Annotated in this window: 28 protein-coding genes; 7 read left to right on the top strand and 21 right to left on the bottom strand. The window is 63.3% G+C overall.

Annotated elements, in window-relative coordinates; all coding sequences use genetic code 11:
- Position 1: 1 nt before the first annotated feature.
- Both BLT09_RS27450 and BLT09_RS27445 read right to left on the bottom strand, forming a co-directional pair.
- Positions 2–220 (bottom strand): hypothetical protein, encoded by a 219-nt coding sequence (locus tag BLT09_RS27450; RefSeq protein ID WP_091599067.1) that lies wholly within the window; start codon positions 218–220, stop codon positions 2–4.
- Positions 217–1017 carry an N-acetylmuramidase family protein gene (locus BLT09_RS27445; protein WP_091599064.1) on the bottom strand — a complete coding sequence of 267 codons (801 nt, stop codon included), beginning with the start codon at positions 1015–1017 and terminating at the stop codon, positions 217–219. The genes BLT09_RS27450 and BLT09_RS27445 overlap by 4 nt, the downstream gene beginning before the upstream one ends.
- A gap of 136 nt (positions 1018–1153) precedes the next feature.
- On the opposite strand from BLT09_RS27445, the gene BLT09_RS27440 reads away from it, so the two are divergent.
- The 4 genes from BLT09_RS27440 to BLT09_RS34495 all read left to right on the top strand — a co-directional run bounded on the left by BLT09_RS27440 (position 1154) and on the right by BLT09_RS34495 (position 2451).
- A complete protein-coding gene (locus BLT09_RS27440; RefSeq protein WP_091599061.1) occupies positions 1154–1333 on the top strand; it encodes a hypothetical protein in 180 nt (59 codons plus the stop codon).
- Between the two features lie 119 nt (positions 1334–1452).
- Positions 1453–1635, top strand: coding sequence for a hypothetical protein (locus BLT09_RS27435; RefSeq protein ID WP_023798597.1), 183 nt, complete (start codon positions 1453–1455; stop codon positions 1633–1635).
- Between the two features lie 307 nt (positions 1636–1942).
- Positions 1943–2128, top strand: a complete 186-nt coding sequence (locus tag BLT09_RS27425) for a hypothetical protein (protein WP_091599054.1) — start codon at positions 1943–1945, stop codon at positions 2126–2128.
- 152 nt (positions 2129–2280) lie between these two features.
- Positions 2281–2451 carry a hypothetical protein gene (locus tag BLT09_RS34495; protein ID WP_023798595.1) on the top strand — a complete coding sequence of 57 codons (171 nt, stop codon included), beginning with the start codon at positions 2281–2283 and terminating at the stop codon, positions 2449–2451.
- A gap of 87 nt (positions 2452–2538) precedes the next feature.
- Here BLT09_RS34495 and BLT09_RS27420 read toward each other — a convergent pair whose 3' ends face one another.
- The 12 genes from BLT09_RS27420 to BLT09_RS27365 all read right to left on the bottom strand — a co-directional run bounded on the left by BLT09_RS27420 (position 2539) and on the right by BLT09_RS27365 (position 15636).
- Positions 2539–3126, bottom strand: a complete 588-nt coding sequence (locus tag BLT09_RS27420; protein WP_167366550.1) for an acyltransferase — start codon at positions 3124–3126, stop codon at positions 2539–2541.
- Between the two features lie 33 nt (positions 3127–3159).
- A complete protein-coding gene (locus tag BLT09_RS27415; protein WP_091599048.1) occupies positions 3160–3375 on the bottom strand; it encodes a hypothetical protein in 216 nt (71 codons plus the stop codon).
- A 4-nt stretch (positions 3376–3379) separates the two neighbouring features.
- Positions 3380–6328 (bottom strand): SGNH/GDSL hydrolase family protein, encoded by a 2949-nt coding sequence (locus tag BLT09_RS27410; protein ID WP_139172696.1) that lies wholly within the window; start codon positions 6326–6328, stop codon positions 3380–3382.
- Between the two features lie 578 nt (positions 6329–6906).
- Positions 6907–7269, bottom strand: coding sequence for a VanZ family protein (locus tag BLT09_RS27405; RefSeq protein WP_023797892.1), 363 nt, complete (start codon positions 7267–7269; stop codon positions 6907–6909).
- Positions 7270–7556: 287 nt separating this feature from the next.
- A complete protein-coding gene (locus BLT09_RS27400) occupies positions 7557–8414 on the bottom strand; it encodes a hypothetical protein (RefSeq protein ID WP_208602549.1) in 858 nt (285 codons plus the stop codon).
- The gene (locus tag BLT09_RS27395; protein ID WP_091599041.1) at positions 8414–8905 is read right to left on the bottom strand and encodes a hypothetical protein; all 492 of its coding nucleotides are present in this window, start codon (positions 8903–8905) and stop codon (positions 8414–8416) included. The genes BLT09_RS27400 and BLT09_RS27395 overlap by 1 nt, the downstream gene beginning before the upstream one ends.
- Before the next feature lie 2 nt (positions 8906–8907).
- Complete coding sequence (locus BLT09_RS27390) at positions 8908–9567, bottom strand: hypothetical protein (protein ID WP_091599038.1); 660 nt, start codon at positions 9565–9567, stop codon at positions 8908–8910.
- An 81-nt stretch (positions 9568–9648) separates the two neighbouring features.
- The gene (locus BLT09_RS27385; protein ID WP_091599035.1) at positions 9649–12105 is read right to left on the bottom strand and encodes a phage tail protein; all 2457 of its coding nucleotides are present in this window, start codon (positions 12103–12105) and stop codon (positions 9649–9651) included.
- Complete coding sequence (locus BLT09_RS27380) at positions 12105–12707, bottom strand: phage connector family protein (RefSeq protein WP_091599032.1); 603 nt, start codon at positions 12705–12707, stop codon at positions 12105–12107. Before BLT09_RS27380 ends, BLT09_RS27385 begins: the two co-directional genes overlap by 1 nt.
- 393 nt (positions 12708–13100) lie before the next feature.
- Positions 13101–13445, bottom strand: a complete 345-nt coding sequence (locus BLT09_RS27375) for a hypothetical protein (RefSeq protein WP_236473360.1) — start codon at positions 13443–13445, stop codon at positions 13101–13103.
- 260 nt (positions 13446–13705) lie between these two features.
- A complete protein-coding gene (locus BLT09_RS27370) occupies positions 13706–14695 on the bottom strand; it encodes a Coat protein (protein ID WP_091599026.1) in 990 nt (329 codons plus the stop codon).
- A gap of 32 nt (positions 14696–14727) precedes the next feature.
- Positions 14728–15636, bottom strand: a complete 909-nt coding sequence (locus BLT09_RS27365; protein ID WP_091599023.1) for a hypothetical protein — start codon at positions 15634–15636, stop codon at positions 14728–14730.
- A gap of 326 nt (positions 15637–15962) precedes the next feature.
- On the opposite strand from BLT09_RS27365, the gene BLT09_RS27360 reads away from it, so the two are divergent.
- Complete coding sequence (locus BLT09_RS27360; RefSeq protein ID WP_027154393.1) at positions 15963–16277, top strand: YMGG-like glycine zipper-containing protein; 315 nt, start codon at positions 15963–15965, stop codon at positions 16275–16277.
- Between the two features lie 240 nt (positions 16278–16517).
- Positions 16518–16820 (top strand): hypothetical protein, encoded by a 303-nt coding sequence (locus BLT09_RS27355; protein WP_091599020.1) that lies wholly within the window; start codon positions 16518–16520, stop codon positions 16818–16820.
- 21 nt (positions 16821–16841) lie between these two features.
- On the opposite strand, the gene BLT09_RS27350 is transcribed toward BLT09_RS27355, so the two are convergent.
- Together BLT09_RS27350 and BLT09_RS27345 are read right to left on the bottom strand one after the other, a co-directional pair.
- Positions 16842–17165, bottom strand: a complete 324-nt coding sequence (locus BLT09_RS27350) for a Bbp19 family protein (protein WP_091599017.1) — start codon at positions 17163–17165, stop codon at positions 16842–16844.
- Positions 17162–18886, bottom strand: a complete 1725-nt coding sequence (locus BLT09_RS27345) for a portal protein (RefSeq protein WP_091599014.1) — start codon at positions 18884–18886, stop codon at positions 17162–17164. The genes BLT09_RS27350 and BLT09_RS27345 overlap by 4 nt, the downstream gene beginning before the upstream one ends.
- 127 nt (positions 18887–19013) lie before the next feature.
- Between BLT09_RS27345 and BLT09_RS27340 the strand changes: the two genes are divergently transcribed.
- On the top strand, positions 19014–19631 hold the full coding sequence (locus BLT09_RS27340; RefSeq protein WP_091599011.1) for a methyltransferase domain-containing protein: 618 nt from the start codon (positions 19014–19016) through the stop codon (positions 19629–19631).
- A gap of 216 nt (positions 19632–19847) precedes the next feature.
- Here BLT09_RS27340 and BLT09_RS35235 read toward each other — a convergent pair whose 3' ends face one another.
- From BLT09_RS35235 to BLT09_RS35230, 5 genes are all read right to left on the bottom strand, one after another.
- Positions 19848–20042 (bottom strand): hypothetical protein, encoded by a 195-nt coding sequence (locus BLT09_RS35235; RefSeq protein ID WP_236473357.1) that lies wholly within the window; start codon positions 20040–20042, stop codon positions 19848–19850.
- A 4-nt stretch (positions 20043–20046) separates the two neighbouring features.
- Positions 20047–20556 (bottom strand): hypothetical protein, encoded by a 510-nt coding sequence (locus tag BLT09_RS27335; RefSeq protein ID WP_236473356.1) that lies wholly within the window; start codon positions 20554–20556, stop codon positions 20047–20049.
- 13 nt (positions 20557–20569) lie between these two features.
- The gene (locus BLT09_RS27330) at positions 20570–21325 is read right to left on the bottom strand and encodes a phage terminase large subunit family protein (RefSeq protein ID WP_091599009.1); all 756 of its coding nucleotides are present in this window, start codon (positions 21323–21325) and stop codon (positions 20570–20572) included.
- Between the two features lie 319 nt (positions 21326–21644).
- Positions 21645–22193 (bottom strand): terminase large subunit domain-containing protein, encoded by a 549-nt coding sequence (locus BLT09_RS27325; protein ID WP_236473354.1) that lies wholly within the window; start codon positions 22191–22193, stop codon positions 21645–21647.
- Between the two features lie 79 nt (positions 22194–22272).
- A complete protein-coding gene (locus BLT09_RS35230; protein WP_236473352.1) occupies positions 22273–22683 on the bottom strand; it encodes a hypothetical protein in 411 nt (136 codons plus the stop codon).
- Between the last annotated feature and the right edge of the window lie 208 nt (positions 22684–22891).

Below are 22891 nucleotides of genomic sequence, written 5' to 3'. Positions count from 1 at the left end.
CTCAATGGCCCTCCACGGCAGGCTGGTTTCTGACGAGTCCGGCGACGCCGTCGCGCACGACATTGATCAGGATCTTGAGCAGGGCCAGCACCCCGGTGATTTTTAGCGCCAGGGCGGCGTCGATGCCGAACAGCGTCCAGTCGAAGCCCACCAGGCCGGTGAGCAGCAGGATCAGCACATTGATCAGATTGTGCGCGGCGTTGGTATTGAACCAGGTCATGGCTTTACCTTTCGAAACAGGGAGAGGATTGCGGCGACCAATGGAGCCAGCACTGCGGCCCATAATCCGGACAACGATCCGGAAAACGGTCCGGACAACGGTCCGCGCCGCACTCCGGCTTTGCCCGGCTCTGCCTTGGCGGGCGTGAAACCCTTCGGTTGCGGCGGCTGCGGGATCGGAACCGGCGCCGGAGGGGGCGGCGTGTCCCTGATCCCGGACCATTTGCGGAATGCCTCGGCAAGCCTGATATCGTAGGCGTTCTTCGCATAGGATGCGCCGTTGTAGCCCCTGGCGAAGCCGGCCCAGTCATGCTTGCGCAATTTGCCGTCGAGCCGGTTGGCGGCGATGAAATTGACCGCCGCCGCCAGCTGCAGCGCCTCGTCCGCCATCATGGCTTCGACCATCAACTGCACGGTGAGGAAGCCGGCCGCCCTGAAATTCTCGCCGAGAACCTGGCCGAGCCCCCATGACGCCGATCTGAGCGCCGCCGTCTCGTCGATGGCGCAGGCGGCTTTCAGGCGCGGATAGCTGTCGCGGGGATAAGGCTTTTCGCCCCATTTGGCATAGGCAAGGCCGGCCGCTACCGCCTTTGCCCGAGCCGCGCCCGCGAGATTGCGGTAAAACACATGCGGCTCGAACAGGATCACCGGCCGGCCCTGGGCGTCGAAGCCATGCCCGCTGGTTTCGACATCGAGAAAGGCGTGGATCTCGTCCTCGCCGACGCCGATGCTGGCGCCGAGTCTTGGCAGATCGAGATCGTCGAGGCGCCTGGCGGCGCCCTTGAACGTCATGTCCATGGTCTTGGTCCTTTCCCAGGTTGATGTTTGCAGGCGCCAGCTTGATGTTTGCAGGCGCCCGGTTGATGTTTGCAGGCGCCCGGTTGATGTTTGCAGGCGATTGTGTGAAATGGCCCCAAACTGTGGGGATTTGCCGATGTCGCAAGACGAAGGAACGGCGCGCTGGACGGTGAAGGCCGAGCTCTGCGCGGTCGGCCGCGACAAGCCTCTGCTTGTCGCGCTGGCGGTGATCCTGTGCCTCTATTGCGGGCTGATAGCCGGGCCGATCGTCTATGCGTTCCTGGCCTTCCAGGGCATGGCGAATTTCTTCAACTGACGGCATTGACCAGTTGAGAACAGCTCGATCCGTATTGCCATCGGGATGGAAACCGCTTAGCCGGAATAAACTGCTCGCATGAACCGTTCATACCCCATGGGAACAGGTGCGGAGGGCGCGTGACAATCAGGATCAGGCTTCCGGGCGGGACACTGAAGATCAAGAAAAAGGACGAGCTGCGTCGCCGCGAGCAGAAGCGCCAAGTCCCGGTCTGGCGGCTTGGAGACTATTTCATCGTCTGGTGGCCGAGCAGCATTTCGGATCGTCCGTCCGGACGCCCGCCAAAGGGAGTGGGTGAATAGTGAATAGTGAAGAAGGTGCTCTCACTCTACTCACCACTCACCACTCACCACTCACTACTCACTACTCACCACTCACGACTCACCACTCACCACTCACCACTCACCACTCACCACTCACTACTCACTACTCACTACTCACTACTCACTACTCACTACTACCATTCACCATTCACCATTCACCATTCACCATTCACCCGCTCAAGCCGGTCCCGGAAAACAGCCGCGGAAATAATCAACGATCAGCCCTTGACTCTTCCGCCACGGAAGCTCTCTAAGTCGCTGCATTGCACAACGGGGGTTGGGAGCAATGGCAGTGCGTATCAGGTTGCCGGGCGGCACCTTGAAGATGAAGGTGTATCGGGAGTTGCGCGAGCGTGAGCGCGCCCGCCGCATCCCGGTTCTGAAGCTGGGCTCGCTGTATTTCAGCTGCCGGCCGCGTCCGTTGAACGACCAGCCCGACGACGATCCAAACCGATCTCGGGCAGCGCCTTGACGGCCCGAAAAAAGCCGTCCTCGGGCGGCTGCGCTTGAACCCTTCCGGTCAAGCCAACAAACGCGCGCATCGGCGGTTGACTCTTCGGCTGGGGAAGTTCTCTAATTGCTGCATCGCACATCATCATTGAATTGCACAGCGGAGTTGAACCGATGGCCGTGCGCATCAAACTGCCGGGCGGCACCTTGAAGGTAAAAGTCTATCGCGAATTGCGGGGGCGCGAACGCGAGCGCCGCGTGCCGGTCATGAAGGTGGGTTCGCTGTATTTTGTCTGGTGGTCGAACAGCCAGCCTCACAACAAGCCGCAAGACAGCCGCCATTAGCCGTTGCCATTCGCCCGCGCCTTGGCGCAAGCGAATGGTTGGCGCTCTAGGATGGGACGACGCTCATTGATGAGCGAAGGCATCATTTCATTTCACCAGGTCGCGGTCCGGCCGCACCAAAGCGTCGGCCGGAACGTCCGACCGTACGATTGAGCCGGCTGAAATTATCGCCCGGTCGCCGATCGTGACACCCTTCATTATCATGGCACTGTTGCCGATCCAGACATCATCTCCGATTGTGATCGGTGCTGAGCGGATGCCTGGGTCGACGCGCGGGTGGCCTTCGCGAAAGATGGCCTGCATCTGCGCAAAACGCTTCTGCGGGTCCATGGGATGCGAGTTGGTATCGTGGATCGCCACCCCCCACGAGACGTGGACATGTTTGCCGATCTTGATCCCCACCGGATCCGATGACCAAATCGTCGAGCCTGGACCAAGGTAGAACCAGTCATCGATATTGATCCGACCCTCATGGGCAAAGACCTGCAGATGTCCGTCCAGATGGCTGTCCGCGCCGATTGAGACCCGGGACCTGTCGCCATGAATGTTGAAGATCTCCGCCCCGGCACCGAACTTCGTGCGCTGCCCGATGACGGCATTCTCCCTTGCGGCGCCTGTGGCGATCCAAGACGAAAAGCGGCGGCGAACAGCGAGAATGGTGGAGAAGATACGCATTTGCGAACATCTGCCACACGCTACCATTTCAGTCTAGGCATCGAAGAGACCCCGACGCACCATTTGACGCAGGCATTCGGCGTCATAGGTGGCAGGTTGCCGGCTGCATTCGGATGCAGCTCGTCCGACATGTACAGTGTCGACGTGAGGTAGCCCATGCCGCTCGATCTTGGTGCCGACAACGACCCACTCCTCGCCTTCCCGGAGTTTGGCTACCGTCTCACCCTTGTGCTGAATTGCCTGTGCCATTTGCCTATCCCCTCTCCGCGATATATTCGATGAAGCGCAAGGCGTTGCTGTCATGGCCGACGTCGTTGAAGTGAAGCCCCTCTTGATAGGCTCCAGCGTCGATATAATCGAAACCATCAATCGGGATCGTCAGCACGTTTCGTGACCGGTATGTCTGGCGGATAGGGCCAAGCGCCGCGTCGTAAGTCCGCCCTCCAGTGTAGCTACCATCCCAGGCCGAAGACGGGCGCGTCGGCGGCATCGCAAGGATGCGAGGTGCGGCAGCTGCCTCCAGCGTATTAAGCACCGCAGTGATGTTCGTTGAAATCGTAGCCGGCGCGGTACCAAAACTGTCGTTGATGCCAAGTGCGAGAATCGGAACGATCTTGCCGCCAGCATAGCTCGCTTGAACGATTGCCGAGGTAAGACGCGCCGTATTAAACGACGCGAAAGTATAGCTCCCATGCGCGGCGCGCAGTGAGCGCAGTCGAGGGCGCGATCCCGGCGCCTTAACTCCAAGACGGATAAGCCCGGTAATTTCGACGGGGCCGCCTACCGCCGTCAGTGTGTAATTGCCGCTGGCAGCCTGCCCCGTCATCGACGGGCCGGAATATTGATCGAGCGCCAGAGCGCCGGCAGCATTGACGGTCTTGTACGCCCCGCCACCGTCGAAAGCGAAGGCAAGCGAACCTTGACCGGCGTCCCGGGTGTAGTGGACATCGACCTGTTCATAAGCTCCAGTGAACGCCAGGGACGCGCCATCCGCAAGGATGATGCTTTCGCCAAGTGGCCCGCGCGTTCCCGTCGAGACGGTTCCGCTGGTCGCAACGCCATAGAAGGCCGGCGTGTAGGTGGAGCTTGGCCGCAGCGCCGTCATGCCCGGCTCGTCATCGGCAATGCCGAGATTGGCAAATTGGGTAACTCGATTAAACCAATGCGCCGGGCCATTGCTGGCCAACGCCCAAAGACCGATGCTATCGGCGATCAAGCAGAGCACATCGTTGTTGGCGATATGCTCTGCCATCTTGGCCCGGAAGCCATCATAGAGATTGAACAGCGACGGGCGGGCCGGAACGAAGAACCTCCGGCCGCCGACGAACGGCTTTCCTGGTCCCCAAAAACCGTCACCCGACTTAGGCATAGCCGTCAACGCGAAGCTGCCGGGCGGCACATACGGGTTTGGATGGGCAGCAGCGGCCGAGGCAAAGATTGCGGTCGCGTCAACGACGCCATTCGGGTCGGCGTCCGCCAGCAGGTTCATGCCGGTGTTCTGTGTGCCGCCTGTCAGAGCCCGCGCAGCGTCGGCGATGAGGCCAGTTTTGATCGTGAACGCAACTTCATAGCGGTGCAGGGTCGATGATGCCACAATAGCGCCGTTCGACAGCACGCCAGACCTGATCCATGCGGGGATGCCTTGCGGGTTGACGCTGTTCTGAAACTTGTAGCCGCCGCCGCTGATTGCCGGATACTGCCCCGCTGCAATCGGTATGCTGAGGGGGATTTCGCTCACACCATTGGCCAACGTGATCTGATGCGTGCTGATCACGTTCACGGTTAGATCGCCATTGTACTGGACGACGTGAATGTTGGCCGTGCCGGCCCCGCTGGCACCGACATCGATTTCGGTGATGTATCCATCGGCCGGCGCTGGCGTTTGCATGACGACGCTGTAGTTCGCCGGGGTATTCGTGCCGGTGTTGACCAGGTTCGGCCAGCCGACCACCTGCTCAGTGCCGACGATGTCGACCAGATCGTTTGCGGTGTCGTAGGCTGCACGCGCCTTTGTGCCGACTTCGCCCGTGAAAGTGGCTTTCCATTGCGGACCATTGACAAAGTCAACGGTCTTGGCTGTGTGTGACGCAGGAACCGTCGCCGTGAGCCACTTGCTTTCGCCGTTCGGAATGGCCCCCGCCGTGTAATACCACGTGCCGGCTCCTGTCCGTTGCAGGCCCATGACACTGCCGGCTGGCTTCAGGATCGAAAGACCCGAGTTGACGGAAGACGGGCCGGCAACGACAGGGATCGTTTGTTCAGAGACGAGAGTTAAAGTGCCATCGCCCTCGGCGTGGGCAATTACGATATGGATTGTTCCTGCTCCAGCGCCGAAGCCAAGTTCAAGGCTCGACAGATACTCATCGACAGCCGACAGAGAGCCCGGCCAATAATAGGCGCTGGTATTGGTAACAGCCGTGCCGCCGACGGAGCCCGTGATCAGGACCGGCCCAACCGTCCGCGACCCGATCAAGCCGACAACTTCCGCTGCCGACGCGCGAACACCGGTGTCGACGGCAACAGGCCCAGCCGCCACGGTGTACATTCCCATGATGCCGTCGCTGACCTCGGTCCAAAAGTACTCACCAACTTCAACATTCCGGCCCAAAACCGCCGCCGCACTTGCGCCCGCCAATCCCGCAGAGGCCGCAAAGCTGAAAGCCGGCGCCGCCGCGTAGGAGCCGGGTGCCGTGATCAGGATCATCGTCACAGCACCGCCAGCGACAACGAAGCGTCCTGCGGCGCCAGAACCGGCGCCGCCGGTAAACGCCAGATCGAACGTGCCGTCCGTGCCGCCGGCGCCGCCGACCAGGGCACTGAAGCCAGCCACGCCGAAGCCGAACGCGGCGGCCGTCGTCGGGAAGATGCCCTTGCCATACAGCGACGCGTCGCGTGCCGCCTGGGCGCCGGCCAGGTTGGCCGCCGTGGAAGCGACATCGGCGGCGGTCTGTGCGGCATTGGCAGCAGAGGTGGACGCGCTGGCGGCGGCCTGGCCGGCGCTGGCCGCGCTGGCATGCTTCAGCACCTGCGTTTCATCGCGCAGCGTCACCACCGCACCGACCACCTGCGAAATATCGGGCGGCACGAACGGGGCAATGGTGATGGCGTCGCTGCCCACCACCGGCTCGTCGGCGCTGAATTCAAATACCCGGCCGGCATTGACCGACCCGATCTGGGTGTGGACCGTCGTTCCCTTTTGCAAGGTGCGGGCGGTGCGCGCGTCGGCGGCGCGGAACCATTCGCCTTCGCTCACCGTGTAGATGCCGTTCTGCGTCGGGTCGGCCTGGTCCTTGACCAGCACGCGGTCGCCGACCTCAGCCGGCACGCCGTCGATGGTCTGCAGGCGATGGAGCAGGATGCTGGCCGTGGTCGCCACGCGCACGGGTTCGCGTTCGCCGGTCAGAAGTCGAACGGCGGCAGTTGCGGGTCGGGCCATCAGGCTTGCTCCATAAAAAAAGCCCCGCGAAGCGAGGCTTGAAAGTGATTTCAGCGGGCGCGGGACGCGCGGTCTTTCTCCAACGTCTGCGATTGGCCGTAAGCCCTCTTTTGATCGCCGATGGACAGCGCCCCCACAACGCGGGAGATTGGCAGCTTCGCGGACAGCGTCCTTTTTTCAACGTTGGTGGTTGGCGAAATCAGTGATGGAGGCCGATCTCCCCCCAAGTGGGGGAGATGTCCGGCAGGACAGAGGGGGGCGCGAAGGATCGCTACGGAGCGCTTTTATCCTGAACCGCCGCAGCTCGGTTGATGTCGCGGCATGGATCGCCTTGGGATGACGACCTACGGCAATCCGCCGACGCGCTTGCCAACGCGCCTGCTTGTCCCGGCGATTGTCAGTCCCAACGCCATGCCGGCGCAGTCGGCAACCCAGTCGAACCCATCCAGATCGCGCCCGATGAGTTGCGCGCCCTGAAGCACCTCGATCGCCGCGCCGGTAAAGGCGAGGAGGACAATCAGCCTTGTCCTGTGTTCCGGCCAGCCGAGGCTTCCCAGGGCCGCCAGCACCGCGAAGGCGATGGCGTGCTGCAGCTTGTCGTCGTAAAGCGTGACGGCCGTGCCGAGTTCGGGCAAGAACCGCGCCGGCAGAAGCGTGAGCAGGAGAACGCCGGCCAACGTGATCGGAAAAACGATCCTTGCCAGCATCGGAAAAGAATCTAGGCGCAACAAGGTAGGGTCAGTCCTTCATCTGAGAAGCCTGCATGGGCGAGGTGGATTTGCCAATGATCGCATCAGCGCATGGGAATTTCAAATCCAGAACCACAAGTCTGTGTTGTAAGAAAGGCCGCCGTCGCTCTTATCGCTGAAAACGACCCCATGCCTGCGAGGGGCTTTGGGTTTTCCCATAAAAAAGCCCACTAACATGAAGAAGCCATTAAAGATGCAACAGCCCAGGTGACGAGAAGAACCTGGCCAGGTCGCCGGTGCCGACATCAGTTTTGCGTCATCGAGACGCCGGCCAGCCGGGCGAGCGCAACCCTGTCGTCGGGCGTCAGATCAGCAAGGCGGTCGTCGCCCGAAGCGGGCCCATTCGGGTTTTCCGCCGACAGATCAGTGCCATCAGCGCCTGTGGTTTCACCGTCACCGGCCTGCGCGGCCGGCGCAGTACCCAGCATTTCGGCAGCGCGCCTCGGGTCCTTGGCGAGCATCGCCTGGGCGAGCGCCTTTGCCGTGTTGCTGCGCCAGCCGGTTTCGGCCAGCTGCCGGGCCACCGGGCTGCCCATCTTGGCGATGAAGTCGAACCCGCTCCGCCTGATCGCCTCGAACGTCGCGCTGTCGTCCGGGTCGCTCTGCGCGATGGCATCGAGTTCCGCAGCCTGCGCCTTGGACCATTCGGCCTGCTCATAGTCCTGGCGGCGCGCATACTGCTGTGCGGCCATGCGCGCCGACCCGGCCAATCTCATCGCCTCTTTTTGCCTGATGAAGCTGGCGCGTTCGCTTTCCGGCATTTTTGGCACGGTGCTGTCGAAGATCTTGTCGAACAGGCCGGGCTTGACGACACCGTTGCGTGCCTGGCCATACATGGCGTCGTGCAGGCCGCGGCCGTCGGCCGGCGCATTCTGGATCGCTTCTTTCTCGGCCTGGGCGATCTGTCCGTTCAGCTCGCGGCCGATGACCTCGGCGTCGAACGCGTCCTGCTGCTGCTTCTGCTGGCGGAAACGCTCGGCGACGGCCGCGAGCTCGTCGCCAAAGCCCTGCATCGCGGCGCCGACCGGCGAGTTGTCGGGATAGGAAACCACGCTGCCGCTGTCGAGCCGGCGCTGGGCGAGCTGGAGGGGGATGGTCGCCATCAGTAGAGCCCTCCGCCCGGCGCCGGCGGAAAGGCGCTGTTGCCGAACGTCACCGCTTTCTTCGGGTCGTACAGCCCGGAAAGGCCGGACACGAGATTGCCGCCGGCCCTGAAGATCGAGGCAGCCGCCGCCTGCCTGCCGGAAAAGCGCGAGATGGCGGCCTGCGTGGTCAAATTGTTCTGGCGCAGCTGCGAGCCGTACTGGATCGCCTTGATGTCGAGCTGGCCCTGCCTTGCATTGGCGGCGAGCACCTCGCTCGGTGAGCCTGACAGGGCGACCCCCGAGGCGCCGGCCCGGGCGCGCGCCTGCGACAGCAACAGATCCTGCTTGTGGCGTTCCTGGGCCTGCTCGAAGGCGGCGGCTTGCGCGTCGGCCTGCGCCTGCTGCTCATAGGCTCTGGCCTGATAGTCGGCCATCTGCCGCGACTGCTGGCCTTCGACCAGCGCGCCGCCGACCGAGAGAGCCGTGCCGATAAGGGCAAGCGTGCACATGGTCAGCCGCGGCCTCGGCCACGCAGCGAATATCGACCCGCGATGCCTCCGACCGGCGCGCCAAGCGGCGGTCGCGGGTCGAGCGCGCCGCCGGGGCTGAGCAGCGACAAAAGCAGTCTGTCGGCCTGGATCGCTGCCGCGCTGAGACGAGCCGGAGCTGTCGCTCGCGGCCCGGTCACGGCGGCGCGCCGGACGGCGGTCGGGTTGATTTTCAGGTTGGCGACGCCGGCGGCGTCGAGCTGGCTGTTCACGGTGGCGACGGCACCGCGCAAGGCATCGGCGTCGAACAATTGCTGGCGCAGCTGCTCGACCAGCCAGTGGGCCATGCGCCAGCGCTCGTCGAGGGAAGCGGCGTTTGCCCTGATCTCGTCGGCAAGTGCTGCGATGTCGACGCAGTCTTCGCTTTGCGCGGCGGCATGGCGCTCGTTCGCCGCCTCACGGGTTTTTTCCAGCAGCGCAACGACGGCGTTGGCCTCGGAGAGCGCAATGCGCGCCGCCGCCAGGTCGCCACGGCCGAACATCGCACGACCCTTGGCCTTTTCCAGTTCCTGTTTGCGGGCGGCAGCAGTTTTGAGGTCGCTGTCGAGCAAGGCGATGACGGCAGCAAAATCGGCAGCCGTCCGCGCCCTGCCGAGAGCTTCGGCATGCGGGGATGGGGTCATCGAAGCGGGGTCCTTTTAAGGGAGTGATGGAAGGGCTGAGCGCGCAATCTCCCCCCTTGAGGGGGAGATCGGCAGTTTGAACTACGCCTCACTGTCGAACACCGGCGTGATCGCGCGGATGGTGCACGGTGTCGGGTTGGTATGGCGGATTCTCACCCGCCCCTGCCCTTCCCAACTATCGTCGATCGGCACTTCCACGTTCCCGGTGAACAGGTTGGCCGAACTGTCAGGGGTCACGACAGAGGGAATACGAACCGGCTCCCACCGCCCACGCTGCATGGAAGTAATCTCCAGCCCGGTCGTATCCGTCTCGAACAGCGACAGAATGACCTTGGCGACTTTCTTGCGCCGCCCAACGATCGAGCCATCCCTGCCGCCGACATCGAGTTCCAGCGTGTCGGCGCCCGCCTCATACGGCAGGCCCACCTGCCATTTGGCGGCCGTCGCACCACCAGGCAAGGAAACCGCCCCAGTAGCCACGACAAGGCCCTTGTAGACCACGCCATCCGCCAGGGCATCGACCGTCTCGCCGTTGAGATGATCGAGCCCTGTGACCGTTCCTGTAGCCACACCGCTGTAGGTCAGACCGCTATCGACCTCAAATGCGTCGGCAATCTCGCCATATTCGAACGGCGCCGACTTGATTTCGATAGTACGCCTGGTTGCCCCGCCGATGGTGCGCTTGACGATCAGCCACAGATCGTCATTGCCGTCCTGCCCCGGCGTCACCACGGCGCTCTCGACCATTCCCCATGCTGAATCTGAGAACGCGGAACCGGAGAAATACCCGGCGATGCGATGCCGGTGCATGCCGCGGACTTCCTGCGAAGGCTGGTGCGTGTATCCCCCCAACTCGCCATTATCGAGCGGGAACCACAGCAGCGGGTCGGGATCGGTCTGGAATGCCAGTTCGACGACACCCTGCTTCGGGATATGCTCGGAAACCTGCCCGACATCCTCCGAGGTGAATTTGCCGGTCGCGCTCTGGGTCAGTTCTGCAATCGATTTGCGCGACCTGGTGACGAACAGGAACGATTGCCCGGCGTCGACAGGGCGCAGCGGCGCGCAGCCAAAGGTGCGGGAGCGGCGGTTCTTGAACGATGACGGCGTCAGCGCTTCGTCGATGCCCGAGCCCGACAGCGCCCGGATGCCGCCAAGGGTGCCAATGATCAGCGCCCCGTCGGATTCCGCAATCCAGGTGATATCGTTGGCCTGGCCGCCGCCGGCCTGGACGAATTCAAGCGCGTCGTCGTCCTTTTCGCCGGTGGCGAAATTCTCGAAATCGCCGGTTGCCGAGGCATAGACGGAAAATTTTCGGCTGAAGGCCAGGCGCTCCTCGTACAGCGAACCGCTCTGGACATATTTGCCGGGAACGAAGGTGCCGAGGCGCCAGCGGGCGATCGGGCTGAGATTGGGCAGCGCATGCCCATACAGCCTGACCTTGACCACGGTCGCGCTGCTGCGGCTGGTGATGCGCGCCCAGCGCCAGACGGCATCCGAGCCGAGCAAGCGAATGGTCCGGCCGACATCGCTGGTCTGGAAGCCGGTGCCGTCATTGATGCCGACGATCGAGGATGCCGTGAGATCGAATGGCGTCATCGTGTCGCCGTCCTCGTGCCAGCCCATCTCGGCTATGTCCATGTTGTCGTCGCCTTCGGATCCGTTGAGCACTATCCGATAGGACTGATAGGCGGTCTCGTTCTGGAACTCATAAAACCGCACCTCGCCGCGCGACCAGCCGGTTTCCGCCGTCCGGCTGTCAAGCGAGATCCAGTTGGTGCCATCGAAGCCCTGGAAATCCCATGACACCGGTGCTCTGGAGCCGCCGTTCGCCCTAGTCTGTATCCAGTAACCGTCGCACACCTTTGTCGCGGTGCCTGCAAAATCATAGGACACGTCGCCGGTGGTCGTACCGAACGTTATGACTGTCTTGTTGTCACGGTCGAACGCGAGATATGCGGTGCCGGCGCTGGATGCAGCGGTGCCGGTTGGCAGCGTATTGCTGGTCATCGCCGGATGAACGGCGCCTGTCTCGGCCGGCGTCAGCGTGGTGGCGCTTGTGTTGATGTCGTCATAGGGGCCGTCGAGAAAGACGAACTCGGCCAGCGTCCATGCGGTGTGCGCCGTGCGGGTGAGAACCTGCGGCAGGTGGTTTTTGTGGGTGATCCACATCTGGTCGGCGGACTGGACGAATTGCAGGTCGAACAGGTCAGCCTCCAGGTATGGCGTCACCACTTCAACCACCCCGACGCGGGCGCCATAGGCATGGACGCGGATGTAGAGATCGCCGAATTCGAGCGCATAGGCCTGGTCCGCCGAGAAGATGAACGGGATCAGCCGCGTCGCTTTGGAAGAATCCCTCACCTCGGCGCAGAAATAGGTGCCGCCGCGCTTCCGGATGCCACCATGGGGAAGCGTCAAAAAGTTTTCGCAGCGGGAGAGCGCGGCCCTGTATAGGTCGAGCGAGGCGCGAGCGTGCAATCGCGGTGAGATTTCGCCGCGGACGAAGGTGTCCTGGATGGGATAGAGCATCGTCATCAGGCGCGCCGGAACCGGTTGTCGCCGCGCTGGACCGCCCAGGACGACGTTGAAAACCTGCCGCCACGCTGGATGGCGTTGGCGTGGAGCGCCGCGTCCAGCGCCGCGCTATAGGCACCGCGGGCGATGTCGATCATGCCCGCCTTGTGGGTCAGCGGATGCGCGATCTTGACGGCAAGCGCTGCAACCAGCACTTCGGTGAACGTCGCGTCCCAGTCGTTCGGATCGGTGAGGTTGGCGATATAGCGGATGATCAGCGGGCTCGATTGGTCGGAATAGATCAAGCCGGCTTCCTGGCGCCACGCGATCGGCACGCCATCCGGCTCGCCATTGTGGGTCAGCGGCAAAGGCCGCAGGCAGTCCACGGGCAATTCATAGGCAAAGTTCAGCGTGCCCGCGCCACTGCCGGTATCGGACCCGGCGACGGCGGCCGCCAGGATTGCGAACACCCAGGCATGTTTCATCAGCTCCGCCTCGCGGGTCAGGTCGAAATGCAGGTTGAGCAGGCGGGCCGGTTTGACATCCTGATCAAGGCTGTCGACCGGCGCCTCGTCGAGGACGCCAAGCGCCATGTTGGCGATGTCGAGCGGGGTGATGGCCATGGTTTTAGGCCTCCGTCTGTGTGGATCGGGAAAAGCAGGACATGAGTGCGGTGGGATTGTGAGGAAGGTCGCGATCCGTCGCGCCCCCTCTGCCCTGCCGGGCATCTCCCGGGGGAGATTGGATGTCGCGTTGGCTTTCGCCAATCGCCAATGTTGAAGAAAGGGCGTTGTCGGTGAAGCTGCCGATCTCCCCACGAGGGGGAAATTGGATGTCGCGTTGGCTTTCGCCAATCGCCAACGTTGAAGAAAGGGCGTTGTCGGTGAAGCTGCCGATCTCCCCCCAAGTGGGGGAGATGTCCGGCAGGACAGAGGGGGCGCGACGGACGCGACCGCTGGAAAACTGGTGGGCGTTCCCAACATCGCCGCGCAACGCGGCGATGACATCCTGCAGCGTCAGCCGAAGTGTGCGCTCGCCGGCCGCCCGCGCGACTTGGCAAAGGCGCTTGCTGGCAATTTTTCGGCGCCTCTCGCCATTGCCAAACCGCGCTCAAGCGCATTCTCGAGGCTTGTCGTGTAGTAGGCGGTGTTTTCCAGGCCGCTGAAGAAGTTGATGCGGTGAAGCTCGCCCTTTTTGCTTATGACAATGCCGGCTTTTCGAAGCACATCCTGAACTGCCTTGTAGGTCATATTCATGGTTACCCTCCATTGCAAAGACAAGGCAGCATCGCCCGCTTGTGTAACCGTTTGGTGGCGGCGATTGATCAATGTGCAACAACAACAATGCAGCCAGAGGCTCACATGTCACCTCGGCGTAGAGACCGTTTCGAAATTCGCTCTGGCGAGTCATATGGTGGTGGTTTCGAGAACCGGCACGCAGCGGACATTAGAGCGCCGCGCGTCCAATTGGACGCGCAAAGGACGCTCTAACACTCTACATTTGCGCATGATCCTTTCCGGAAACCGAAATCGGTTTCCGGGGTCATGCGCTGGTCCGTGAGCACCGGAAGCGCAGAAAACGCCATCAGATGGCCGCCAGAGTAGAGTTTCCAAACGGTCTCTCAGGCCTCGGTCGTCCTCAGCGCGATGAACGTCATGTGCTTGACACTCGACGCCGTGCGGTCCCAGTTCGCCGCCAGCGCCAGCTCGGCATCGGTCGCAAACTCACCCGCCGTCGACGCATCGAGGAAGCGGGTGCCGGGCACATGCGCGACGAAATGCCGGCGGGCGACCATTTCGGTGACGCCGCCGCCATGGCCCTGGCGCGGCTTGCGGTCGAACTCCAGCGGGCCGCCTTCGCTATTGATCGGCAGCTCGTTCCACAGGATCGCCTTGTCCTTGAACATGAACGCCGTGTAGACGCCCGCCGCCACCGGGATGTCGTCGTCGATGACGGCCCGCAGCCCCATATAATAGGGGATCAGCGGCCCGCCCTGCTCGGACGGCGGCACATAGTCGATGAGGTCGGCGAGTTTGAGCGCCTTCATCTGCCTGGAGTGCATCCAGATCGTCTTGAACTTGTCGGCGCGGTCACCCATCAAATAGGCGGCCTCGATGATGTCGGTGTCGACGATGGACGCGCCGGTGATGCGGACGAGGTCGCCGGCATCATTGGCGAGGTTGTCGGCCACCACCCCTTTCAGGATGCCGAGCAGCGTCAGCTTGTTGGCGCGCTGCCAGTAGTCGGTCTGGCGGCGCACGATCAGCTTCTGCGGGTCGTCGCCGGCCAGGATCGAGGTCAGGTCCGGGATGCCCCAGGCCTGGGCGCGGACATTGCGGGCGGCGACCTCGCGGCGCGCGCCGATCTTCTTCATCTCGATCGAGTCGGCCGGATCGTCGTTGACCGGCTCGGACGGATCGTTGCCGAGATCCTTCCAGCCGGGCATATCGACGGAACGCCCGCCCATGGAGAGCTTCGAGGCGATGGCCGGGTCGGAAAACAGGATCCCGGCCTGGTAGATATCGAGCGACTGGACGTGCTCCTCGAACGAGTATTGTGCATAGACGGACGGAACGATCGCGTCCGCGATGCGGGTATAGGCGTCTGCCATCTTTTTTCCTTCAGGTTGCGGGGTGTCTTGGTTCAAAGAGGATTGGTAGGCATCCACAGATCCGGGTTCTCGCCGGCCTCGCGTGCCAGCCGCCGGGCGCGGACGGGGTCGCTTCTGACGAGCGCCGAGATTTCGGTCAGGTTGCGTTCGCCGGCGGCGTTGCGCTTGAACGGATTGCCTCCGCTCAGGGCTGCGCCGCCGTCGATCGTGTCTTCCCTGAACATCGCCTCGCTGATGGCGTGGAATGCCTTGGCGATCTGCGGATCGGTCAAGGCGCCGTCAGGCAGGAGGATGCCCTTCGCCTTGTAGGCATCGACCAGGCCGAGCTTCTTCATCGCCCGGTTGGCGACCTCCAGCTTCTCCTTGAAGCCGTCGCTGGTTACCGGTCCCCAATCCTTCACGAGGTCGTCATGCGTCGTCTCGACCGACTTGGCGATGGCGGCCATTTGAGCCGTTGCCTGTTCAGCCTGATATGCCGCAAACTTGTCGTGAACGACTTGCGCCTGCTTCGCTGAAAGCTTGGCTTCGGCCATCCATGACTTGGAGGCGTTGGCCAGGTTCTCGTCGTATGGCAGGTTTTCGGGGAGCCCTTCCGGGCGCTTGAAATCGATCTTGTCAGCTGCGACCGGACGCATGTCTTCGGGAAGGCGGGCATGGAACTTTGCCCATTCCTCTGGCGGTGCGTCGGCCGCCGGAACGCGAAGGCTTTCGCCTTGCTGGCGTTCCAGTTCTGCATAGGAGGTCAGCACCTTGTCGATGCTGCCATCAGGCTTGGTCCAGCCCTTTGCTTCAGCGATTTTACGGTTGCCTTCGGAAAGACCGTCAAACCAACTTTCTGCAGCCGGCGGGGCGGACCCGTTGTCCCCGGCGGCCGGTGGCCGTGCAAGGTTGCCCGCCGGTGGCGACGCCACCACGGACCCGGCGTCTGCCAGATCTGTCATGAGAAAGATTCCTTCTTGTTGTTTGCAAATGGAAACGAGCACTGGCCAGTTCAGCCGGGTGTGTTATTGGATTGTTGAGGGATCGGCTGGACGCGGCGGAATCGTTGTGGCCGCAGCCTGATTCTTTTCGACAGAACCTGGCGCTATCGTCTTGTTCGAGTACGATCTTTCAGAACCGGAGGCACGCACCGTCAAGACGAAAGAAACCATGTCGCATTTCGTGACAAGCGGTTGCCGCGGTTCCGCCGCAATGCAACCGCACTTGGCAAACACTTGGCAAAACCAGCCAGTGTATTAGTTCATAGGCTTCAACGGAGTATCAGACGATGACCATGTACAAAGCCATTGCCGCCCTGCTTGTGACTGCCGCGCTGGCGGGATGTGCGCAGACCGAAGGCCAGCAAAGAGCCACCACGGGGGCCTTGGTCGGCGGCGCTGGCGGCGCTCTGGTCGGTCAGGCCCTGGGCCGCGACACCAAGAGCACGGTTATCGGCGCAGCCAGCGGCGCCCTGCTGGGCGCGGTCGTCGGCAGCGCAACGACGCCACAGCGGCGCGGCGAACAGCTTTGCCGCTATCAGGACCGCTACGGCCGCATCTACACCGCCCGTTGCGACGACCGCTACTACCGCGGTGATTATTGATAGCCCCTTCTCCCCGTCACCATACGGGGAGAAGGTCCCGGCAGGGGGATGAGGGGCAGCGCAGAATTCTGAGATGCTGGCGCCGCCCCTCACCTGCCTGCCGGCATCCTCTCCCCGTAGAACGGGGAGAGGGGCGCAGTTTCAGCGTCGGCGCGGTCTACCCGATGGTTTTGATCCTTACCCTCAGCGCGTTTAGACGCTATCGTCTGCTATCCAAAGGGGGCGACGATGCGATTTTTGATGACTTCGCTGCTGGTTGTTTGTTCGGTTTCCGCACACGCCAGACAGGCTGTCAGTGTTGAGCGGATCGGCGATTGCCAGGTCTTGCCGGTGGCCGCTGTAGACAATCACGTCAAAGCCACTTTCGAGGTGACGTTGGACAAGGTCGGCAACGTCAAGTCGGTTACCGTTGTATCTTATGATCCACATTCGGAGGCGGCGGCGGAAGCCGCCCAGCAACTTTCGAAATCGGTCCAGAAGTGTTGGCCGCCAGGCGTCAAAACCAGCCCGATGCGGATCACCGTCGATTTGAGCAAGACTTAGCCATAAGGCAGTTTCATCACCCTACCTCCCCTCCAGCCGCGCCGCCTTCTCCAGCGCCGCCAGTTGCGCTTCGTCGAGTGTCAAAAACCCCATGATGTGCTGCACCACTTCGGCGCGCGCGTTGCTCAGCGCGCTGTGCAGCTCGAAGCCGTTCGGCGTCCTGGTCTTGGCCAGCCACTCGCCATAGGACGGGCGGCGGTAATAGCCGGTCGCCGCCGTCAGGTCGGCCAGCACCATCTCGCCGTCCTGGCCCGAGAACACCCTGAGATAGGCCCTGGTCAGCGCATCCTGCGCCCTGGCCGGGCCGCCGGCCTGGCGCGAATGGGCGAAGCGTTTGCCGCTCATGCGCCGCCCTCGCCGCCCTGCGGCATCAGCCCGCTGAGACTGTCGAGCAGGCCGCTGTCGCGCGCCTGGACCGCCGCCGGCACCGCATCCCTGGCCACCTTGCCGGCGGCGGCGATCGCCGCCATGCCGGCCTGCGCTTGTTGCGCCCTGGCTCGGGCATCGCGAATATCAGCCACCTCGTCCTGGCGGCGAAAGATGCGCTGCGGGCTGCGGCCGGCGCTCTGCACGATCTTCAGCGCCTCGTCGCCGTCGATATTGTCCATCACGCCGGGGTCGAACTGCGCCATCTGCATGGCCGTGGTCACCACCTGGATGGTGTCGCGCGCCTCGGCCGAGCGGCGCAGCACGTCGAGCGGCCCGGTGAAGGTCGGCCGCACCGCCTTGCCGGCGAGGCTCGCCGGCGGCAGGAAGCGGCTGTCTTCCTCATACAATCCCTTGTCCTCGAGGATACCGAGCTCGCGGTCGAGATTGGCGGCAAAGCCGGCCTGGATGATCGAGCCGGACGGCCCGAGCAGCGCGCCCTTCTCCTCCTGCCGGATCAAGGCTTCGGTGGCCGTCATCTGCGGGTTCTGCACCAGCGTCTGGAACAGGTTGACGAACATCATGTCGCGGATCTCCTCGGCCCGGCTTTCCGCGTAGTCGAATGCATGGGTCGGGTTCTGGCCCACAGCGATCGGCGCAATAAGCGGCCGGCCATTGTCGTCGATCAGGCCGGGATAGTTCTCGCCGGGATTGAGCACCGGCACATAGTCGAGCCGCGCTTTCGACGCGGTCGCCGGATCGGTGATCTGCTGCAGCGCCCTGAGGCCCGAGCGGCGCACCGCATTTTCCTCGCGCACCGTGGTCAGCGCCTCGATGGTCGGCGAGATGCCATAGGGGTCGCCCTCATGGCGGCGCCAGTTGAAGCACGACACCGGGAAGGAGCGGAAACCGCTCTCCCTGACGATGACCTCCTCGTCCTCGACGACGTGGTAGGAGGCGAAGGCCGTGTCGAGATACTGGTAGGTGCCGGAGAGCCGGTACATCTTGCGCTCGTCGCGCGGCTGGATGCACTGGATCAGCGAGATCTTGGTCTCGCATTTGGCCGGGTCGTCGACCAGCATCTTGATCCGCGCCGGCAGCTTGTCATAGCCGAGCAGCTGCGCCGCCTGCCGTGCCGTGCGCTCATAGCGGCGGTGGAAAATGTCGACCTGGCCCCAGCGGTTGCGGCAGAGATAGCCCTCGACCACCGGGATCGAGGCATAGCGGATCAGCGTGCCGCCAAAGCCCTCCTCGGCGTAGAGATAGGCCGGGCCATAGCGCACGACGTTGCGCAGGCAGGCCTGCGTCGCCGGCACGAAATTCGAATTGGCCGAATAGCGCAGCGCAAACAGGAAATCGCGAAGCGCCTCCGCCCATTCCTTCTCCTCCTCGCTCTCCTCGTCGTTCACGGCGGCGGTCGACAGCCCGTGCCATTTTTCCGACTGCGGGATGATCAGGCTTTCCAGCCCGGCGGCCAGCCGGTTGGCGGCCGAGTTGATGGTGTTGGCGTAGACACGGGCGCCGCGCCGCTCGTGCCGCTCGGCCTGCGGTTCCGCGCCCCGGCGCCCACTCCAGACATCGGGCGCGTCGGGGTCGCAGAATTCCGACACCGCCTCCCAGACAGCCTCATACTGGCTGCGCTCGCTCTCCAGTTCCGCCTGTCGCGACAGGATATCGTGGGCACGGGAATCGCTCGCCATGGCATTTCCTTGTTCTGATGTATCAGCTTGTTCGAAGCCCAGATATTGCCAAGGCCAGGTCGAATTTTGTTCGCTTTTGCGATGTTCAAGGGGCGCGGGGCGGCGACTCAAGGAGATCGGTTTGATAATGACGGAAAGCCTACCCGGCGCCCTGAAGAGGCGAAGCAAGCAGGTTGCAAAGCGGCTGATCGGCTACGATTCCCGCAACTGGCTGCGCATCAGGCAGATCGAGGCGTTCACCGCGTTTCTTGAGGCCGACGGCCGCAAATCCTCAGACGTGATCGAGATCTCGCCCGGCTGGAACCGCCACTGGAAGACGATATGCTCGAACTACACCTCCGTCGATTTCCCTGATTTCGACATCTGCAAGGACCGCACCGACCGGCAATATTCCGTCGTCATCGCCGACCAGGTGCTGGAGCATGTGCAGCGCCCGTTTGCCGCGGCACAGAATATCCACGCCATGACCCGGCCGGGCGGCTGGGCGATGGTGGCGACGCCGTTCCTGTTCAGGGTGCATGCCAGGCCGCACGACTACAACCGCTGGACCGCCGCCGGCCTCAAGCAGGTCCTGGTCGAGGGCGGCTTCCCCCAGGCAAACATTGAAGTGTTCAGCTGGGGCAACAAAGCCTGCGCAAAGGCCCATATCGGCGGGCCGGTGCGCGCCTACGGCCTATGGCGCGACCTCAGCAACGACGAGGAATATCCGCTGATGGTCTGGGCCTTCGCGCGCAAGCCGGAGTGAGAGCGCTGAAGAGCCTTGCCTTCTCCCCTTGTGGGAGAAGGTGGCCGAGCGAAGCTCGGTCGGATGAGGGGTGTTCCAGCTTGGCAATACCGCAAAAATCCACTGCCTCATTCCTTCCAGCACCCCTCATCCGTCTCGGCGCAAAAGCGCCGATCCACCTTCTCCCACAAGGGGAGAAGGGGTGCCCTTCACCCTCGCCGCTTCACTAATTTCACGTCACACGCCCAGCAGCACGCGGCGCCGGCCGCTGAGTTCGCTCGGCGACAGATCGGTCTTGACCGTGCCGGCGGTGCCCTGGCGCTGCTCGAGCTCAGCCCGGAGCGCTGCTTCGCGCGCCTGCACATCCTTGTCGGCAATGGTCGGTGTCGGTGGCAACGGCTTCAGCGCCGGCGGCTTTTGAAACAGGCACATGGTTTCAGCTTTCTCCAAAGTCAGACGACCCAAAGTCAGACGACCCAAAGTCAGACGACCTCGTCCAGTCGTAGAGCAAAAAATCTTCGCCGTTCTTGCCGTAGCCCGGCAGGCGGCAGCGTTGCGTGGCGCCAAGCCGGGCCAGCCAGCGCAGCGCCAATTCATTGCTGGCCAGCGCCCGCGCCTCGACCCGCCAGGCGCCGTGCGCGGCAACCTGCGGACCGAGCACGGCGTGAAAGAACGCCGTAATGCCAGGCACACAGCGCTTCATGCGGCGCGTGCCCCAGCTCCAGGCGATCCACAACCCGCCGCGCTGCTCGGCGGCGCCAAAGCCGGCCTCCGGATTGCCGTTCAGCTCGGCGACATAGGCAAACCCCTGCAGCGCCGTCAGCGTCAGCAGCGCCGGCGACCACTCGTCGAACTGGCAGTCGATCTCCGTCCGGTCCTCGAGCCGCAGGTTGGCGGCGATGTAGGAGAGGTCGCGCAGCGTAGCGCTGACAATGCGAACGGTCATCGGCGGGGTCCCCTCACCGGAACGCCCCCAGCGGATCGCTCTGCCCTGCCTTTCGCCGTGCCGTCTTGAACTCGGCCGGGTCGACCACCGCTTCCCTCAGCATCATCACGCCATAGCGTGTCGCCGCCATCAGATCGTCGCGCAGCTTCACCACCTGGCCGTCTTTGCGGTGGTAGAGCCGAAACTCCTCGAACCAGGGCAGAAGCGTCGAGAACACCTTGAAGCGGCCGCTCTGCATGCGGTCGAGCATCTCCATCAGCCCGGCCTCGACCGACACCGAACCGTCGGCGAACTGCGCATGGCTGGAAAGCATGTTCAGCCCATGCGCGGCATATTGCCGGGCAAGTGCCACACCCGCACCTTCCAGCGTCTCGCGGCGGCCGTCGCGCGGCCACGCCCACGGCAGCCATTCGCCCCACGGTTTTAGGGTCAGCGCCTGCATGGCCGGCGTCTGCTGCGAGGCGCGGCAGGCTTTTGCGACATAGACGACGTCGGCTTCGGTATCCCAGGCGAGCTCGACAGCAGCGGAAGGGTGATCCCAGCCGAAATCCAGCGCCCCGAGCCGCGGCCAGTAGCGCGGCAGCCGGAACGGCTCGCAGGCAATCAGTTCCTCCGCCACCGGAAAGATGCGGCCGGAGCCCAGCACCGGAATGCCCCTGGCCCGCGCCTCGCGCTCATGCGCCGGATAGGCCGATATGATCGCGGCGCGCTGCTGGGGCGTATAATGCTCGGCATCGTCGATGGTCATGAAGGTGACGTGGCGGGTCATTTCTTCGCCCTCGCACTTGAATCATGTTGGCAGGTGCCGGCCGTATGGTGTTGTTTGGGCGTGACTTTCCGAGCTAGCGCCGCGCCGCCCCTCATTGCCCTGCCGGGCATTTCTCCCCGTAAACGGGGAGAAAGAAGCCGCCATCGTCGGTTTCGCCAATTGCCAACGTTGCGGAAAGAGCGCCGAGGCCGCAGCCAGCCCCTTCTCCCCGTCACTATACGGGGAGAAGATGCCGGCAGGCAGATGAGGGGCAGCGCGAGGTAGGAAGGACGTCTTCGGATTTTGCTCGAAAAGACCCACTCTTCCTGAACTTGCCCCCTCACCCCATTCCCTCTACCTCATCCGCCGACAGAAACAGCAGCACCACTTCCGACATGCCGAGCAGCGGCGTAAAAGTGACGATGGTGATGCCGCCTGTCGCGTTGGTGCGGGTCAGGCCTTCGGAATAGATGTCGAGCGGTGGTTCCTCGTCGAACCAGACGCCGTGCAGCGTTTCGCCCTGCCACTTTTCGCGGCCCTTCTCAAAACTCTTGAACGACAGCACCGATTCATCGGCCTGCACATCACCGCCGCCGCCATGGCGCACGACGACGCTGTCCAGCCCATGCGGCGCGCCGCGCCCCATGATGGTGCTGACAATGGCGTCGGCCGGGATCATGCCGGTGCCCCACGCCGCCGGCTGCTGCGGCGGGCCGACCAAGATGCGCTGCGGGTTGTCGCGCGTGCCCTCGGCGGTGACACCGGCCGCCCACAGCCGCACGGCCGTGTCAAAAAACTTGCCTTGCCACCACTCGGGATAACGCCCGGTGAGATGCATCGCCCATTCGGCGCCGCCGGCCCTTGTCTTGCCGAGCTGGTTGCCGGCCATGAACAAGCGTTCTCGGTTGGCAGCACCGGCCGCATGGAACTCGGCCTGTCGCGGGTAAGGCCGGTAGGCGGCAAGCTGGTCAGTGCGCCGCCTCCGGTCCAATTCCCTGAGCAGGCTCAGATACTCGGTCTTCGCCGTCGCGGCCTGGTTTTGCGAGGCCCGGTCTTGCGACGCCGGACTTTTCGAGAAACGGCCGCAGGACGCCTTCGAGGCCGCGGATGCGCTGCCTGATTTCGTCATCGCTCAGTGCTTCCAGGCTGTTGATGTTGAGATGCAGATCCTTGGGCAGCACCGACAGCACGATCTTCAGATACTGATCGGGCTTTTCGGTACGAACCTCGGCGATGACACCGGCGCCATGCGCCCGGAAATCGGCGCGGATGGCGTCCAGAAAACCATCGGCCAGCGTCTTCTTCGCCCGCTTCGGTCGGCCGGAAGGCCTGGGTTCGGTCACATCAGCCGGTTCGTCGTCGAAAGGATTCTCGGCCATGGCCTACCGCGATGCTGGTGATTGACGAAAGCCGGGGTGACATCCGATCTCCCCCAAGTGGGGGAGATGTCAAATTTTGGCAAAGAGATGGCAGGACAGAGGGAGGCGCTGTCCCGCCGACATTGATATCGGCAACACAGGCACGAACTTGTGAGAAGGCTTGATATAAAAAAACCCGCCTCGGTGGGTGGGCGGGTCGTTGGCGCAA

It is taken from the genome of Mesorhizobium muleiense, from assembly GCF_900099905.1.
GTDB lineage: Bacteria > Pseudomonadota > Alphaproteobacteria > Rhizobiales > Rhizobiaceae > Mesorhizobium > Mesorhizobium muleiense.
Note: the sequence above shows the minus strand (reverse complement) of the source record. Positions and strands in the feature narration are given on the sequence as shown.

Coding starts and splice junctions, on each gene's coding strand:
- BLT09_RS27450 (WP_091599067.1), bottom strand. CDS start 220: ATGACCTGGTTCAATACCAACGCCGCGCACAATCTGATCAATGTGCTG.
- BLT09_RS27445 (WP_091599064.1), bottom strand. CDS start 1,017: ATGGACATGACGTTCAAGGGCGCCGCCAGGCGCCTCGACGATCTCGAT.
- BLT09_RS27440 (WP_091599061.1), top strand. CDS start 1,154: ATGTCGCAAGACGAAGGAACGGCGCGCTGGACGGTGAAGGCCGAGCTC.
- BLT09_RS27425 (WP_091599054.1), top strand. CDS start 1,943: ATGGCAGTGCGTATCAGGTTGCCGGGCGGCACCTTGAAGATGAAGGTG.
- BLT09_RS34495 (WP_023798595.1), top strand. CDS start 2,281: ATGGCCGTGCGCATCAAACTGCCGGGCGGCACCTTGAAGGTAAAAGTC.
- BLT09_RS27420 (WP_167366550.1), bottom strand. CDS start 3,126: ATGCGTATCTTCTCCACCATTCTCGCTGTTCGCCGCCGCTTTTCGTCT.
- BLT09_RS27415 (WP_091599048.1), bottom strand. CDS start 3,375: ATGGCACAGGCAATTCAGCACAAGGGTGAGACGGTAGCCAAACTCCGG.
- BLT09_RS27405 (WP_023797892.1), bottom strand. CDS start 7,269: ATGCTGGCAAGGATCGTTTTTCCGATCACGTTGGCCGGCGTTCTCCTG.
- BLT09_RS27400 (WP_208602549.1), bottom strand. CDS start 8,414: ATGGCGACCATCCCCCTCCAGCTCGCCCAGCGCCGGCTCGACAGCGGC.
- BLT09_RS27395 (WP_091599041.1), bottom strand. CDS start 8,905: ATGTGCACGCTTGCCCTTATCGGCACGGCTCTCTCGGTCGGCGGCGCG.
- BLT09_RS27390 (WP_091599038.1), bottom strand. CDS start 9,567: ATGACCCCATCCCCGCATGCCGAAGCTCTCGGCAGGGCGCGGACGGCT.
- BLT09_RS27385 (WP_091599035.1), bottom strand. CDS start 12,105: ATGACGATGCTCTATCCCATCCAGGACACCTTCGTCCGCGGCGAAATC.
- BLT09_RS27380 (WP_091599032.1), bottom strand. CDS start 12,707: ATGGCCATCACCCCGCTCGACATCGCCAACATGGCGCTTGGCGTCCTC.
- BLT09_RS27370 (WP_091599026.1), bottom strand. CDS start 14,695: ATGGCAGACGCCTATACCCGCATCGCGGACGCGATCGTTCCGTCCGTC.
- BLT09_RS27365 (WP_091599023.1), bottom strand. CDS start 15,636: ATGACAGATCTGGCAGACGCCGGGTCCGTGGTGGCGTCGCCACCGGCG.
- BLT09_RS27360 (WP_027154393.1), top strand. CDS start 15,963: ATGACCATGTACAAAGCCATTGCCGCCCTGCTTGTGACTGCCGCGCTG.
- BLT09_RS27355 (WP_091599020.1), top strand. CDS start 16,518: ATGACTTCGCTGCTGGTTGTTTGTTCGGTTTCCGCACACGCCAGACAG.
- BLT09_RS27350 (WP_091599017.1), bottom strand. CDS start 17,165: ATGAGCGGCAAACGCTTCGCCCATTCGCGCCAGGCCGGCGGCCCGGCC.
- BLT09_RS27345 (WP_091599014.1), bottom strand. CDS start 18,886: ATGGCGAGCGATTCCCGTGCCCACGATATCCTGTCGCGACAGGCGGAA.
- BLT09_RS27340 (WP_091599011.1), top strand. CDS start 19,014: ATGACGGAAAGCCTACCCGGCGCCCTGAAGAGGCGAAGCAAGCAGGTT.
- BLT09_RS35235 (WP_236473357.1), bottom strand. CDS start 20,042: ATGTGCCTGTTTCAAAAGCCGCCGGCGCTGAAGCCGTTGCCACCGACA.
- BLT09_RS27335 (WP_236473356.1), bottom strand. CDS start 20,556: ATGACCGTTCGCATTGTCAGCGCTACGCTGCGCGACCTCTCCTACATC.
- BLT09_RS27330 (WP_091599009.1), bottom strand. CDS start 21,325: ATGACCCGCCACGTCACCTTCATGACCATCGACGATGCCGAGCATTAT.
- BLT09_RS27325 (WP_236473354.1), bottom strand. CDS start 22,193: ATGGCCGGCAACCAGCTCGGCAAGACAAGGGCCGGCGGCGCCGAATGG.
- BLT09_RS35230 (WP_236473352.1), bottom strand. CDS start 22,683: ATGGCCGAGAATCCTTTCGACGACGAACCGGCTGATGTGACCGAACCC.